Origin of the sequence: Devosia faecipullorum, from assembly GCF_015158295.1 — a bacterium.
Classification (GTDB): Bacteria; Pseudomonadota; Alphaproteobacteria; order Rhizobiales; family Devosiaceae; genus Devosia; species Devosia faecipullorum.
Map to the genome: position 1 here is coordinate 41108 of NZ_JACDXV010000001.1, position 14005 is coordinate 55112.

Consider the following 14005-nt stretch of genomic DNA (forward strand, 5'->3'; position numbering starts at 1 on the left):
TTTTCGTTTTCGATCTGCGTGATGGCCGCGAGCCTCGCACTGAGACTCGGGCCCGCATCCTCAAGGCCATGGCCGATTTCGGCGAAACCGACCGTCTTGCGCCCCTGCGCATTGGCGTCGCGGGGTTGGGCAATGTCGGCGCCACGCTCGTGCGTATCCTGCAAAAGGACGGCGGCGACCTGAGGAAGAAGCTGGGGCGCCAGCTGGAAGTGGTGGCAGTGGCGGCGCGGTCGCGGTCACGCGACCGCGGCATCGACATTTCCGGTGTCGAATGGTTTGACGATCCCGTCGCCCTGGCGAAATGGGACGGCATCGATCTGTTCGTTGAACTGATCGGTGGGGAAGACGGGCCGGCCTTTGCAGCAGTGAAGGCGGCGCTCGAAATCGGCCGTCCGGTCGTCACGGCCAACAAGGCATTGCTGGCTAAACATGGCGTTGCATTGGCTCGCCTCGCTGAGGAGTCCGGCACGCAGCTCGGTTTCGAAGCGGCCGTCGCCGGTGGTATTCCCGTCATCAAGACCTTGCGCGAGGGCCTCGGCTCGGCCCGTATCGCCAAGGTTTTCGGCATCATGAACGGCACCTGCAATTACATTCTGACCCGCATGGGCAATGAAGGCATTTCCTTTGGCGATTGCCTCAAGGATGCGCAGGCGCTCGGCTATGCCGAAGCCGATCCGACCTTCGACGTCGAGGGTTTCGATACCGCCCACAAGCTCGCCATCCTTGCGACCCTGAGCTTCGGCTACGAAATCGCGCCCGAACGCATGCGCGTTGAAGGCATTTCCTCCATCACCCAGCTCGACATTCAGGTCGCTGCGGATCTTGGCTACAAGATCAAGCTGCTGGGCATTGCCGAGCGCGTCGATGGCGGCATCGAGCAGCGCGTCCACCCCACTTTCGTGCCCAAGGGCAGCGCCATTGCCGGCGTCGATGGCGTGATGAACGCCGTGGCGCTCGAAACCGACCATGTGCACGAGCTTCTGCTGGCGGGGCCCGGCGCCGGCGGCCCGCCAACGGCCTCATCGGTGCTGTCCGACATTCTCGACATTGCCCGCGGCACCCGTGTACCGCCATTGGGCGTTCCGAGCGCCGAATTGCTGCCCTATATCGAGGCGCCGATGCGCGCCCATGAAGGCGGATTCTACATCCGCCTCAGCGCCAAGGATGTGCCAGGGGCGCTCGCCGCCATCACCACCCGGATGGGAGAAAAGTCGATTTCCATCGATTCTGTCATCCAGCGTTCGGATTTGTCTGCCAGGACTTTTTCGCCCGATGGTTCGGCCTCGCGTACCGTCGTGATGATTACTCAACAGACTTTGGAATCATCGGTGCGCGACGCGCTTGCGGAGATCGCCGCTGACGGGTTCATAGTCGGCGAACCACAATTGATCCGCATAGAAAAGCTCTGACCCGCCGGGGTCGGTGTCCGCGCCTGGGGGGGAAGGTAATGAAGCTCAGCAAGGTCGAAGACAGCCGCAATCCGGCCAATCTGCATCGCACGCTGACCCTCGAAATGGTGCGCGTAACCGAGCGCGCCGCCATAGCCGCCGCCGAATGGCGCGGCAAGGGCAATGAAAAGGTCGCCGACGACGCCGCCGTTCTGGCGATGAAATCCGAACTCGACCGCGTTGCTATTTCCGGCCGCATCGTCATCGGTGAAGGCGAGCAGTTTGAATGTGACGAACTCTATATCGGCCAGCCGGTTGGCGCGGGGCAGGGGCCTGAGGTAGATATCGCCGTCGATCCGCTCGAAGGCGTCACTCTTTGTGCCAAGAACCAGCCGGATTCGCTGGTCGTGCTGGCCATGGCCGAGCGTGGCGGCCTGCTCAATGTCGCCCGCAATGTTTACATGAACAAGATCGCCATCGGCGCCAGCTATGCGCCGGGAACGGTGCATGTCGATTGGTCCGCAACTGAAAACGTCAGGGCGCTGGCCAAGGCGCGGGGCGTGCCGGTTTCCGAAATCACCGCCATCGTGCTCGACCGTCCTCGCCACGCCGGGCTGCTCGAGGAATTGCGCACTGCCGGCGTGTCGGTGAAACTGCTCAGCGACGGCGATATTGCCGGGGTCATCCACGCGGTCAACACCGAGGATACCGGCGTGGACATCTATCTCGGCTCCGGCGGCGCCCCCGAAGGGGTTCTGGCCGCTGCAGCCCTTCGTTGTATCGGCGGGCAGATGCAGGGGAAGCTGATCCTCGATTCTCCCGACAAGCGCCTGCGTGCCAGGGAGATGGGAATCCAAGATCCAAATCGTATCTATGATGTTACCGATCTGGCCTCGGGGGATGTGTTGTTTTCCGCCACCGGGATCACTGACGGCTCGCTCGTGGACGGGGTAAAACTGCGGCGCAACACGATCGAGACCAGTACTGTGGTCATGCGCAGCTGGAGCCAGACGACGCGCTGGATCAGGGCAAGACACGCCCGGTAAGGCATTTGAACCGGCCAGCGGCATCCGCCCCTTCCCACCCGGCGTAAAATCTCCTAACCCTGCCGTCATGACCGAAGCGCCCCGATCCTTTCTCGATGTCACCCAATCGGTCACCGGCCGCGCCTGGGTGGATCGGCTGGATGCGGTCGCTGCCCGCAATGCCTCGGCGATCAGCCAGCGTTCGGGTCTGCCCGATATTCTCGCCCGCATTCTGGCGGGGCGGGGCGTGGGGATCGATGAGGCCGATACCTGGCTCGAACCCACATTGCGCGCGCTGATGCCGGACCCGTCCACCCTGACCGATATGGACGCTCTTGCGGATCGGATCGCCCGCGCCATCGCCGACAATGAATCCATTGCTCTTTTTGGCGATTACGATGTCGATGGCGCCTGCTCCTGCGCGCTAATCACCCGCTATCTGCATCATTTCGGCCTCGAGCCCCAGGTGCATATTCCCGACCGCATTTTTGAAGGCTATGGCCCCAATGTTGCGGCCATGGACAAGCTGATCGATGCTGGTGCGAGCCTTATCATCACGCTCGATTGCGGCACCACCAGCGACGGCCCCATCGCCCATGCCCGCCAAAGGGGCGTCGATGTGCTGGTGATCGACCATCACCTGTCCGACCATGAACTGGCGCCGGCCACGGCCCTGGTCAATCCCAATCGGCCGGACGATATTTCCCGCCTCTCCTATCTCTGTGCCGCCGGCGTTACCTTCATGGTGCTGGTGGCGGTGAACCGCGCGCTGCGCCAGCGCGGCGATACGGGCCTGCCTGACCTGCTGCAATTGCTCGATCTGGTGGCCCTTGCCACCATTTGCGATGTCGTGCCGCTGACCGGGCTCAACCGCGCCTTCGTCGTGCGCGGGCTCGAAATCGCGCGTCGCGGGGAGAAACCGGGCCTCGCCGCGCTGGCTCTCGCCGCGCGCATCAATGGTCCGCTCAATCCCTACCATCTCGGCTTTCTGATCGGCCCGCGCATCAATGCGGGAGGCCGCATCGGCGATGCCGCGCTCGGCACTCGTCTCCTGGCCATGGACGATGAACATCAGGCGCTGGCTATTGCCGCGCGCCTCGATGAACTCAATTCCGAGCGGCAGCGTATCGAAGTGGATGCCGTGGAGGAAGCGTGCGCCGCAGCGGAGGCCGAAATCGGGACCGGGGAAGGGCCGCCGGTTCTGGTGCTCGCTTCGGCCAACTGGCATCCGGGGGTCGTTGGTCTGGTTGCCGCGCGCCTGCGCGAGCGGTTCGAACGGCCCAGCTTCGCCATAGCGCTCAATCCGGACGGTACGGGAACCGGCTCGGGCCGCTCCATGCCCGGCGTCGATCTCGGATCGGCCGTCATCGAAGCGGTGGAAACCGGGCTGCTGCCAAAGGGGGGCGGGCACGCCATGGCAGCCGGCATTTCGCTGCGGTCCGGCGAAATCGGAATGTTCCGAGCGTTTCTCGCTGAAAAACTCGGCGCTAGCGTCAGTCGGGCCCGCGCCGCCTCCGCGCTTCGGATCGACGCCGCGCTGACGGCCAGGGGAGCCACGATCGAACTTTTGCACGGCATCGAACGGGCCGGACCTTTCGGCTCCGGCAATCCATCGCCGGTTTTCGCCTTCCCGGCGCATCGGGCCCGCTATCCGCAGATTGTCGGCAAGGGCGGCCATGTCAGCTTCACCCTGACCTCCGACGACGGCGCCAGATTGAAGGCCATTGCCTTTCGTGCCGCTGGAACCGCGCTTGGCGACATGCTGATGCGGGACGGCGATCAGACCCTGCATTTCGCCGGCTCCTTGTCGATGGATCATTATCAGGGCCGCGAACAGGTTCAGTTCCGCCTCACCGACATTGCCCGGCCGCCGCGTTGAGCAGTGCGATGGATCCAAACGATCACTTGCTGCGTATATTGCCTTGAACCGGATCGGGCTTCGCCTGCCTCGGATAAACTGCCGCTTGCATCCGAGGGCATCGCGGCTAAACTGCGTTCCTGGCGTCAACGGCTGGGGTGTTTCGCCCGGCTTTCTATGCCACTGACGCTGGAATCTGGCGACAGCGTAAAGCCCGTCGCCTTTTAACGCGATGAGTGGACGTGGCGGCGCATATGACGAAATCGGCCGTAGATCAAACTGCGATAGGCGTTTCCGCCTGGACCCATTTCATGTCCTGGCTGGTCGAGGCCATTGGCCTGAGGCTGATCGGCAAGCCTCAATTTGGGGCGCTGACCGTTATCTTTCCCAATGGTCGCACCCGCACCGTTGGCAATCCCCATAATGGGGAACATGCCACATTGCGCCTCAACAATTTCAAAGTGCTCGGCGAGGCGATGCAGCGCGGCACGGTCGGGTTTTCAGCCGCCTATATGAACGGCGACATCGAATCCGATGACCTGACTTCGCTGTTCCGATTCTTCCTGCAAAACCGGGACATGTTCGATAGCGCCAATAACGGCTTCTTCCGCAAGGCGGCATCGGACCTGCATTATCACGTGTCGCGTCGCAACACGCTGGAAGGTTCAAAGAAGAACATTGCCGAGCATTATGATCTCGGCAACGACTTTTACGGGCAATGGCTCGACCCCTCCATGACCTATTCTTCGGCGGTGTTCACTTCGGGCGATCAGAGCCTTGAGGAAGCGCAATTGGCGAAATATCGCCGCGTCGCCGACATGGCAGGCGTCACCGAAGGCTCATCTGTGTTGGAAATCGGCTGTGGGTGGGGCGGCTTCGCCGAAACCATTGCCCGTGACTACAAGGCCCATCTGCGCGGCATCACGCTCTCGGCTGAGCAACTCAAATTTGGCCTGGAACGGCTGAAGCGGCAGGACCTCGATACGTATGCCACCCTCGTCTTCGAGGATTATCGCAACACCCAGGGTCAGTTCGACCATATCGGCTCCATCGAAATGATCGAAGCAGTGGGTGAGGACAATTGGCCGAGCTATTTCCAGACCCTGCATGACCGGTTGAAACCTGGTGGCACGGCGGCCATTCAGGCCATTACCATTCACGAGAATGACTTCGAGGGCTACCGCTCCGGTCCCGATTTCATCCAGCGTTACATCTTTCCCGGCGGTATGCTGCTGACCAAAACGGTGATGCGGGAATTCGGCGAGCGCTACGGCCTCGTGCTTGAAAATGTCGAAACCTTCGGGCTGTCCTATGCGCGCACTTTGCGCCTCTGGCGCGAACGATTTCTTGAGCGCTGGCCCATGATTGCGTCACTCGGATATGACGAACGCTTCCGGCGCAAATGGGTCTATTACCTGTCCTATTGCGAAGCCGGTTTCACCGAAGGCACCATTGATGTCGGCATTTATCAATATCGGCGCCCGGCCTGAAACACCGAACTGGTCCGTGACTTAGATAACATGACTTGACCAATCATCTTATCGGGATTAGGGAACGACCATCTCTAAAACCTGATGGTCAGAATCATGTTTCGTATCTCTGCAATTGTGCTGTCGCTGCTGGCGACCACTGCGTCGCCGTCTTTTGCTGAGAGCTGGTCCTTCACGGGCGGCAATGGCGATACTGTCACGCTGGATGCCGTGCCCTCGCGCATTATCGCCAGCCAGGATGCTGCCGCCGGGCTTATTCCCCTCGGCATTCGACCAGTGGGCGTCTACGCAGATAGCGCCGTCGCCGAAGCCAAGGCACTGCAAGGCCTTGATTTGACCGGCATTGAAATCCTGAGTGAAACCTGGGGCGAAGTCGATATCGAAAAGGCTGCTGCCTTGCAGCCTGATCTGATCATTGCCGAATATTGGCCGCTTGAAAGTGTCTGGAGCGGCGGCGCCGATGTGAACGCGGCGCTGGAACGGATCGCACCGATCACCGGCCCTGAACAGGGCGCATCGATCCTGACGCTGATCGAGGACTACGAAGACCTTGCCGAAAGCCTCGGCGCCGATCTGTCCAGGTCGGAGGTCGCGACCGCCAAGGCCGGCTTTGAAACCTCGCTCGCGGCGTTCAAAACTGCAATCGCGGCCAAGCCGGGCCTCACGGCTCTGGCCGTCTGGGCCGGTGCCGACGCGCTTTACGTCGCCGCAGTGGAAGCCTCTTCCGAACTGATGGACTTTGCCAATTGGGGGCTCCACATCATCGATCCCGAAATTGCTGACGATCGCGGCTATTGGGAAACGCTGTCATGGGAAGTGGCCGATAAGTATCAGCCCGACCTGATCATGGTCGACAACCGCTCCGCCGCAACCTTGCAGACGGCCATGGCTCAGCCCACCTGGACGCTGATCAAGGCTGCGGAGGCTGGCCAGGTGACGGATTGGCCTGCTTTCTGGCTGCGTAACTATGCGGCCTATGCGAGCGAACTCGACAAACTCACCGCCGCCATCGCCGCCGCCGACGCCGATCTAACCCGCTGATTGCGTCGATGGCTGGGCCGGTTTCGAACCGTCAGCACAAGGCAGCTCAGCTTGGTCTGGGCTTGCTTGCTCTCGCCGTTGCCCTCGGAATGGTGGCTGTGCTCTCGATTACCACCGGCGCCCGCCCCATTCCGCTCGAAATCGTCTGGCAGGCATTGGTTGCTTTCGACCCGGCCAGTACCGAACACCGCATCATCTGGGATTTGCGTCTGCCGCGCACAATGACCGGCCTCGCGGTCGGCATGGCTCTTGGCCTGGCCGGAGCGGTACTCCAGGGTGCGACCCGCAATCCTTTGGCTGATCCATCTATTCTCGGCATCAATGCCGGTGCGGCTTTGGCCGTGGTGCTGGGCGTGGCCTTTTTCGGCCTGACGCAATTGTCGGCCTATGTGTGGCTGGCCTTTGCCGGGGCAGGGGTCGCAATGCTGGTCGTCTATACCATCGCCTCACTGGGCCGCGAGGGAGCGACGCCGGTCAAGCTCGCGCTTGCCGGAGCCGCGATCACCGCTGTGCTGCAATCGATCATCAATGCCATTCTGCTCACCAGCCCGCGCACACTGGACGAAGTTCGCTTCTGGCAGGTTGGTTCCCTCGCCGGCCGCACCATGGACATATTGGTGCAGGTTGCCCCGTTCCTGATGCTCGGAGCGATCCTGGCCCTGGCGACGGCACGCTTGCTGGACGGGCTGTCCATGGGCGAAGACGTTGCCCGGGCGCTTGGCCAGCGGGTTGGGCTGTCGCGCGCTTTGGCCGGACTCGCCGCCGTCATTTTGGCCGGCGGGGCAACAGCTGCCGCTGGCCCGGTCGCCTTTGTCGGGTTGACGGTGCCGCATGTGGCCCGCGCCGTCACCGGCCCCTCCTATCGCTGGATCCTGCCCTATTCCATGTTTCTGGCGCCGATCCTGCTGCTGGGTGCAGACATTATCGGCCGCGTCATCTCTCCGCCCGGCGAAGTTCAAGTCGGCATCGTCACCGCCTTTATCGGCGCGCCATTCTTCATCGCGCTGGTGCGTCGCCGTAAACTGGCGTCCCTATGAGCATTCAATCCGCCACCAATCTTGTCATGTCGAGCCGCGCCCGATCCGCCGCGCGCCGCCGCCAGGTCGTGGCTTGGCTGCTGGCGGCGCTGGCGCTGAGCTTCGCGCTGGCGCTCTATCTCGGGGACTATCCGGTGCCGATCGAAGGCGTCATCGGCTCGCTGCTCTCACCCTTCACCGGCGTCACCGATCGCGGCGTGGATTTCATCGTTCTGCAGGTGCGCCTGCCGCGCGCCATTCTGGCGATCCTGTCGGGCGCCGCCTTCGGCATGGCCGGAATCATTTTCCAAACTATCCTGCGTAACCCATTGGCCAGCCCTGATATTATCGGCATCGCCCATGGCGCTAGCGCCGCCGCAGTCTTCTGCATCATTATCTTGGGCTGGTCAGGGCTTGCCGTGTCCTTTGGTGCTTTCGCGGGGGCTGTCCTCACGGCGCTGGCCATCTATCTTCTCGCATGGCGCAACGGCGTGACTGCCTATCGCGTCGTCCTGATCGGCATCGGCATGGCAGCCATGCTGGGCGCAGTGATTTCCTATCTCTTCACCCGCGCCCGCCTGAACGACGTACAGCAGGCAATGGCCTGGCTGGTCGGCAGCCTCAATGCGGCGCGGCCCCACGACATCGTGGTGCTTGGTGGCGCCATGCTGGTGCTACTGCCCACCATGATGGCGCTCCTGCGCGGGCTGGATGCGATGGAACTGGGCGACGATACCGCCCGTTCGCTCGGCGGCAGGGTCGAATTCACGCGCCTGGGTCTTATGTTGGTCGCTGTCGGGTTCGCTGCTTTCGCCACGGCCGCAATTGGTCCGGTGGGCTTTGTCGCCTTCGTCTCCGGGCCGCTGGCGCGCAATCTGCTCAAGGGGGCGGGGCGGGGAGTGCCACAGGCGGCTTTGGTGGGATCACTGGTCATGCTGGTGTCGGACCTGATTGCCCAACATCTCTTGCCCAATACACAATTGCCGGTTGGGGTCGTCACCGGGGCCTGCGGTGCTCTTTTCCTCGTCTGGTTGCTGATAGCCTCAGGCCGGTCCGGCCGCGTAAATTGAACGGAGGCATTGCATCAATGTCCAAAAGCCACCAATTGCTCGCGGCCGGTCTGGACCTCGGCTATGGCGAACGCAATATCGTCTCGGCTCTCGATCTGAGCCTGCCTCCCAGCAAGATGACGGTCATCGTCGGGGCCAATGCCTGCGGAAAATCCACCCTGCTGCGCGGTCTCGCCCGCCTGCTGTCGCCCGCACGAGGCGCTGTCTATCTCGATGGCAAGCCCATTCACCAGTTGCCCACCCGCGATGTCGCGACCATTCTGGGGATACTGCCGCAGAGCCCTATCGCGCCCGACGCCATCACCGTCACCGATCTGGTTGGCCGTGGCCGCTATCCGCATCAAGGCTGGCTCCGCCGCTGGACCCCCGAGGACGATGCCGCCGTCGCCCAGGCCCTTGCCGACACCGATACGCTCGAACTGGCCGACCGCCCGGTCGATGAACTGTCAGGCGGGCAGCGTCAGCGTGTTTGGATCGCCATGGCGCTGGCCCAGCAGACCGATCTTCTGCTGCTCGATGAGCCCACGACCTTCCTGGATATCAACCACCAGGTCGAAGTGCTCGACCTGTTGACCGATCTGGTGCGGAACAGCGGCCGCACCATCGTCGTCGTGTTGCACGACCTTAACCTCGCGTGCCGCTATGCCGACCATATCGTGGCCATGAAATCGGGGCGCATCCTTGCCGAAGGCGCTCCGGTGGATGTCGTTACCGAAGCTGTGGTCAAGGATGTGTTCGGCATGACCTCGCGGGTCATTGTTGACCCCGTCTCGAACACCCCGATGGTCGTGCCCATTGGGCGCTTCGTAGCCTCAGAAATCGGATAGCCACACTTGGCTAGATGAAGCTCCGTATCGCGGTTGAAACCGTCAATGAAATTGCCTTTGCTCACCTGGAACAGCCCCATTTTGAGTTGAAGGAAAGCCATCCGTTCGTGAATCGTAACGCATCCCCAAATAATGGAAATTCTATGGGAAGCACCTCAAGCAGGAGCGTCACACCACTAGCCATTTAGCGAGTGGTGGCCTCCAAGGATTGGCATTCTGACCATATGCCGATGCCGGCCGACCAAATACCTAGTCCAATTTAAAAGCCCCGGTTTCCCGGGGCTTTTGTTTGCAATCAAACTTGAGGCCAACTGATGACGACATTGAGTGCGCACAAATCGGATTTTTGACCATCCTTGTGGGGCGCTCAAAGAATCTTGCCAAGATCAGCTGCAGCCCGTGGTCGTGCCGCAAGTGTCGCATTTGAGGCACGTGCCGTTCCGCACCATCGTGAAATTATGACACTCGGTACACTGGTCGCCCGTATAGCCCTTCATCTGGGCTTCGGCGCGGAGCAGACCGGCATCCTTTGACGGCGGCGGGGCCGGGATCGGGCTCAGCTCCGCCGTGTTGAGGGCGGTTGCGGCTGGGTCGATCTTCAGGGCCGTGGCGCTGCGCAATGTGGTCACTGTAGAGGTGCTCGCGGCCTGTGGATTATATCGGGTCGCTTCGGCGGTGGGCACCAGCATCAGTGAGGCATTGGCGGTTTTGCCGCGGGTCATGCCGCGGGAGACAAAGCGCTCGGCGGGCACCGGGGCAGGGGCGGGCGCAACGTTGCGCGTACCCTGCTCCTCGGCAACGCCCTTGCCGAGCGAAGTCGGGCTGTCCGGATTGACATGGGCCAGGTCGTTCCGGTCGAGATAGGAAACGGCCAGTTCGCGGAACACGTAATCGAGGATCGATGTCGCGTTCTTGATGCGGTCATTGCCCATGACCATGCCGGCGGGCTCGAAGCGGGTGAAGGTGAATGCCTCCACATATTCGTCCAGCGGCACGCCATATTGCAGGCCGAGCGAGATGGCGATGGCAAAATTGTTCATCATGGCCCGGAAGGCAGCGCCTTCCTTGTGCATGTCGATGAAGATTTCGCCCAGGCGCCCGTCGTCATATTCGCCGGTGCGGACATAGACCTTGTGGCCGCCGACAATAGCCTTCTGGGTGTAACCCTTGCGGCGGTCCGGCATCTTCTCGCGCTCGCGGATGCGCTCGACGATTTTCTCGACGACAAGCTCCGTGCGCGCAGCAGCAGGCATGGCGGCGAGGGTTTCGACCATGTCCTCATCGTCCTCGTCGTCAGCGGCGGCAAGAACGGACGAATTGAGCGGCTGGCTGAGTTTGGAGCCGTCGCGATAGAGCGCATTGGCCTTGAGTGCCAGGCGCCAGCTCAGCATATAGGCGTTCTTGGCGTCTTCGACCGTCGCATCGTTCGGCATGTTGATGGTCTTGGAGATGGCGCCCGAAATGAAGGGCTGGGCGGCAGCCATCATCAGGATATGCGACTCGACCGAGAGGTAACGCTTGCCGATCTTGCCGCAGGGCGTGGCGCAATCGAAGACGGGCAGGTGCTCGTCCTTGAGGAAGGGCGCGCCTTCCAGCGTCATGGCGCCGCAAACGTGGATATTGGCGGCTTCGATTTCCTTCCTGGAAAAGCCCAGGAACGGCAGCAGCTCGAAGGAGAAGTCGCCGAGCTGTTCGTCCGAAACGCCCAATTCCTTGAGGAAGTCGGCACCCAGCGTCCACTGATTGAACACGAATTTGATGTCGAAGGCCGAGGCCAGCGCCTTGTTCAGCGCTTCGATCTTGTCATCGCTAAAGCCCTTGGCGCGCAGGGTGGAGGGGTTGACGCCCGGAGCTTGGTTGAGATTGCCGTGGCCAACCGCATAGGCTTCCATTTCGGCGATCTGGTCTTCCGAATAGCCGAGCGTGCGCAGCGCCGGGGGGACGGCGCGGTTGATGATCTTGAAATAACCGCCGCCGGCCAGCTTCTTGAATTTGACCAGCGCAAAGTCCGGTTCGATGCCAGTCGTGTCGCAATCCATCACCAGCCCGATCGTGCCGGTCGGTGCGATAACGGACACCTGGGCGTTACGGAAACCGTGCTGCTCGCCCAGGGCGAGCGCTTCGTCCCATGCGGCCTTGGCGCGGATCGAGAGGTTCACGTCCTGCACATTGCCGTGGTCGAGCGCGACCGGATTGATGGACAGGCCCTCATAGCCATCGGCATGACCATGGGCGGCATTTCGATGGTTGCGGATGACGCGCAGCATATGCTTGGCATTGCGCTTGTAATCCTTGAACGGCCCCAGTTCCTTGGCCATTTCAGCTGAGGTCGCATAGGAAATACCGGTCATGATGGCGGTGATGGCACCGGCGATGGCGCGGCCTTCGGCGCTGTCATAGGGGATGCCCGAGGTCATCAGCAGGCCGCCGATATTGGCGTAGCCGATGCCCAGCGTGCGGTATTCGAACGAGCGTTCGGCAATGGCGCGCGACGGGAACTGCGCCATCATCACCGAGATTTCCAGCACCACGGTCCACAGCCGGACGGTGTGCTCGAAGGCGGCGGTGTCAAAGCTCGAATCCGCGTTGCGGTAGGGCAGGAGGTTGACCGAGCAGAGATTGCAGGCCGTGTCGTCGAGGAACATATATTCCGAGCACGGATTGGAGGCCACGATCGGACCGGCTGCCGGGCTGGTGTGCCATTCGTTGATGGTGGTGTGATATTGAATGCCCGGATCGGCCGAGGCCCAGGCGGCATAGCCGATCTGTTCCCAGAGGTCGCGGGCCTTCAGCGTCTTGGTGACATTGCCTTTGATGCGCCCGATCAGGTCCCAATCGCTGTCACTTTCAACGGCGTTGAGGAAGTCGTCGGTGACGCGCACGGAATTGTTCGAATTCTGGCCCGAAACGGTGAGATAGGCCTCCGAGTCCCAATCGGTGTCGTAGATGGGGAATTCGAGATCGGTATAGCCTTGCCTGGCGAACTGGATGACGCGGAAAATGTAGTTCTCCGGCACGAGCGCCTTCTTGGCGGCGCGCACTTCACGCTTCAGCGCCGGATTCTTGGCCACATCGAAGCAATCGTCGCCCGAACCGTCGCAGTTCACGGCGGCCTTCATGATGGCCTTGAGGTGCTTGGAGACGACCTTGGAACCGGTGACCAGGGCAGCGACCTTCTGCTCCTCCTTCACCTTCCAGTTGATATAGGCTTCGATATCGGGGTGATCGATATCGATCACCACCATCTTGGCGGCGCGGCGCGTCGTGCCACCCGACTTGATGGCGCCGGCGGCACGGTCGCCGATCTTGAGGAAGCTCATCAGGCCCGAGGACTTGCCGCCGCCCGAGAGCTTTTCGCCTTCGCCGCGAAGCTTGGAAAAATTGGTCCCGGTGCCGGAGCCGTATTTGAACAGGCGCGCCTCGCGGACCCAGAGGTCCATGATGCCGTTTTCATTGACCAGGTCGTCATCGACGGACTGGATGAAGCAGGCATGGGGCTGGGGATGCTCATAGGCCGACTTAGACTGGACGAGCTTGTGGGTGAACGGATCGACGTAGAAATGGCCCTGGCCTGGGCCGTCGATGCCATAGGCCCAATGGAGGCCGGTATTGAACCATTGCGGAGAATTGGGCGCGACGCGCTGGGTGGCCAGCATGTAGCAGAGCTCATCGAAGAAAGCGCGGGCATCGTCTTCGCTGTCGAAATAGCCGCCCTTCCAGCCCCAATAGGTCCAGGTGCCGGCAAGCCGGTCGAAGACCTGGCGCGAATCTATTTCTGGGCCATAGCGCTCGGCTTCCGGCAGCTTGGCCAGCGCGGCTTCATCGGGGACGGAGCGCCAGAGCCATGACGGAACCGAATTTTCCTCGACCTTCTTCAGCACCTTGGCGACGCCGGCCTTGCGGAAATATTTCTGCGCGATGATGTCGGTAGCCACCTGCGACCACGCCGCCGGCACGGCGATATCATCGAGCTTGAACACCACTGAGCCGTCGGGGTTTCTGATCTCGCTGAGGGCCGAGCGGAACTCGATGGACCCGTAACGGTCCGTGTTCGCTGTGGTAAACCGGCGTTCGATGCGCATTCTCTTCGTATTCCCCAAATCGAGCAGGCCTATGGCCCGCCAGCCGCTGGTTCGGCTTCGTCCGTTCTGTTGACGCTGTTACCAATCAAGATCCGCGGGAGGGCGCGAACCTCATGAATTGCCCCTTGCCCCGAACACGCCACAGTCTCATCGCCGATGCTTGGTTCGAGGTCTTGCCCGGCAGCATTCGGGAGGTGCCGGGCCGAGG

Annotated in this window: 9 protein-coding genes; 8 read left to right on the top strand and 1 reads right to left on the bottom strand. The window is 61.8% G+C overall.

The features are described from left to right. The first annotated feature begins 68 nt into the window (after nt 1-68). The 8 genes from H0482_RS00220 (at nt 69) to H0482_RS00255 (ending at nt 9715) form a co-directional block, all read left to right on the top strand. Nucleotides 69-1409 (top strand): homoserine dehydrogenase, encoded by a 1341-nt coding sequence (locus tag H0482_RS00220; RefSeq protein WP_230989445.1) that lies wholly within the window; start codon nt 69-71, stop codon nt 1407-1409. A gap of 38 nt (nt 1410-1447) precedes the next feature. Continuing rightward, nucleotides 1448-2434: a class II fructose-bisphosphatase gene (glpX, locus tag H0482_RS00225; RefSeq protein WP_193728037.1), complete on the top strand. Its 987-nt coding sequence runs from the start codon at nt 1448-1450 to the stop codon at nt 2432-2434. Between the two features lie 67 nt (nt 2435-2501). After that, nucleotides 2502-4292, top strand: a complete 1791-nt coding sequence (recJ, locus tag H0482_RS00230; RefSeq protein ID WP_193728038.1) for a single-stranded-DNA-specific exonuclease RecJ — start codon at nt 2502-2504, stop codon at nt 4290-4292. 290 nt (nt 4293-4582) lie between these two features. Beyond that, a complete protein-coding gene (locus tag H0482_RS00235) occupies nt 4583-5761 on the top strand; it encodes an SAM-dependent methyltransferase (protein ID WP_193728039.1) in 1179 nt (392 codons plus the stop codon). 96 nt (nt 5762-5857) lie between these two features. After that, a complete protein-coding gene (locus H0482_RS00240) occupies nt 5858-6802 on the top strand; it encodes an ABC transporter substrate-binding protein (protein WP_193728040.1) in 945 nt (314 codons plus the stop codon). Between the two features lie 8 nt (nt 6803-6810). Then, entirely contained in the window at nt 6811-7839 is a 1029-nt protein-coding gene (locus H0482_RS00245) for a FecCD family ABC transporter permease (RefSeq protein ID WP_193728041.1), read from the top strand. Continuing rightward, nucleotides 7836-8888, top strand: coding sequence for a FecCD family ABC transporter permease (locus tag H0482_RS00250; protein ID WP_193728042.1), 1053 nt, complete (start codon nt 7836-7838; stop codon nt 8886-8888). Before H0482_RS00245 ends, H0482_RS00250 begins: the two co-directional genes overlap by 4 nt. Before the next feature lie 17 nt (nt 8889-8905). After that, a complete protein-coding gene (locus H0482_RS00255) occupies nt 8906-9715 on the top strand; it encodes an ABC transporter ATP-binding protein (RefSeq protein ID WP_193728043.1) in 810 nt (269 codons plus the stop codon). Between the two features lie 386 nt (nt 9716-10101). Here the strand turns inward: H0482_RS00255 and H0482_RS00260 are convergent, their stop codons facing one another. Beyond that, nucleotides 10102-13797 carry a vitamin B12-dependent ribonucleotide reductase gene (locus H0482_RS00260; protein WP_193728044.1) on the bottom strand — a complete coding sequence of 1232 codons (3696 nt, stop codon included), beginning with the start codon at nt 13795-13797 and terminating at the stop codon, nt 10102-10104. Between the last annotated feature and the right edge of the window lie 208 nt (nt 13798-14005).

Coding starts and splice junctions, on each gene's coding strand:
- recJ (WP_193728038.1), top strand. CDS start 2,502: ATGACCGAAGCGCCCCGATCCTTTCTCGATGTCACCCAATCGGTCACC.
- H0482_RS00220 (WP_230989445.1), top strand. CDS start 69: ATGGCCGATTTCGGCGAAACCGACCGTCTTGCGCCCCTGCGCATTGGC.
- glpX (WP_193728037.1), top strand. CDS start 1,448: ATGAAGCTCAGCAAGGTCGAAGACAGCCGCAATCCGGCCAATCTGCAT.
- H0482_RS00240 (WP_193728040.1), top strand. CDS start 5,858: ATGTTTCGTATCTCTGCAATTGTGCTGTCGCTGCTGGCGACCACTGCG.
- H0482_RS00260 (WP_193728044.1), bottom strand. CDS start 13,797: ATGCGCATCGAACGCCGGTTTACCACAGCGAACACGGACCGTTACGGG.
- H0482_RS00250 (WP_193728042.1), top strand. CDS start 7,836: ATGAGCATTCAATCCGCCACCAATCTTGTCATGTCGAGCCGCGCCCGA.
- H0482_RS00235 (WP_193728039.1), top strand. CDS start 4,583: ATGTCCTGGCTGGTCGAGGCCATTGGCCTGAGGCTGATCGGCAAGCCT.
- H0482_RS00255 (WP_193728043.1), top strand. CDS start 8,906: ATGTCCAAAAGCCACCAATTGCTCGCGGCCGGTCTGGACCTCGGCTAT.
- H0482_RS00245 (WP_193728041.1), top strand. CDS start 6,811: ATGGCTGGGCCGGTTTCGAACCGTCAGCACAAGGCAGCTCAGCTTGGT.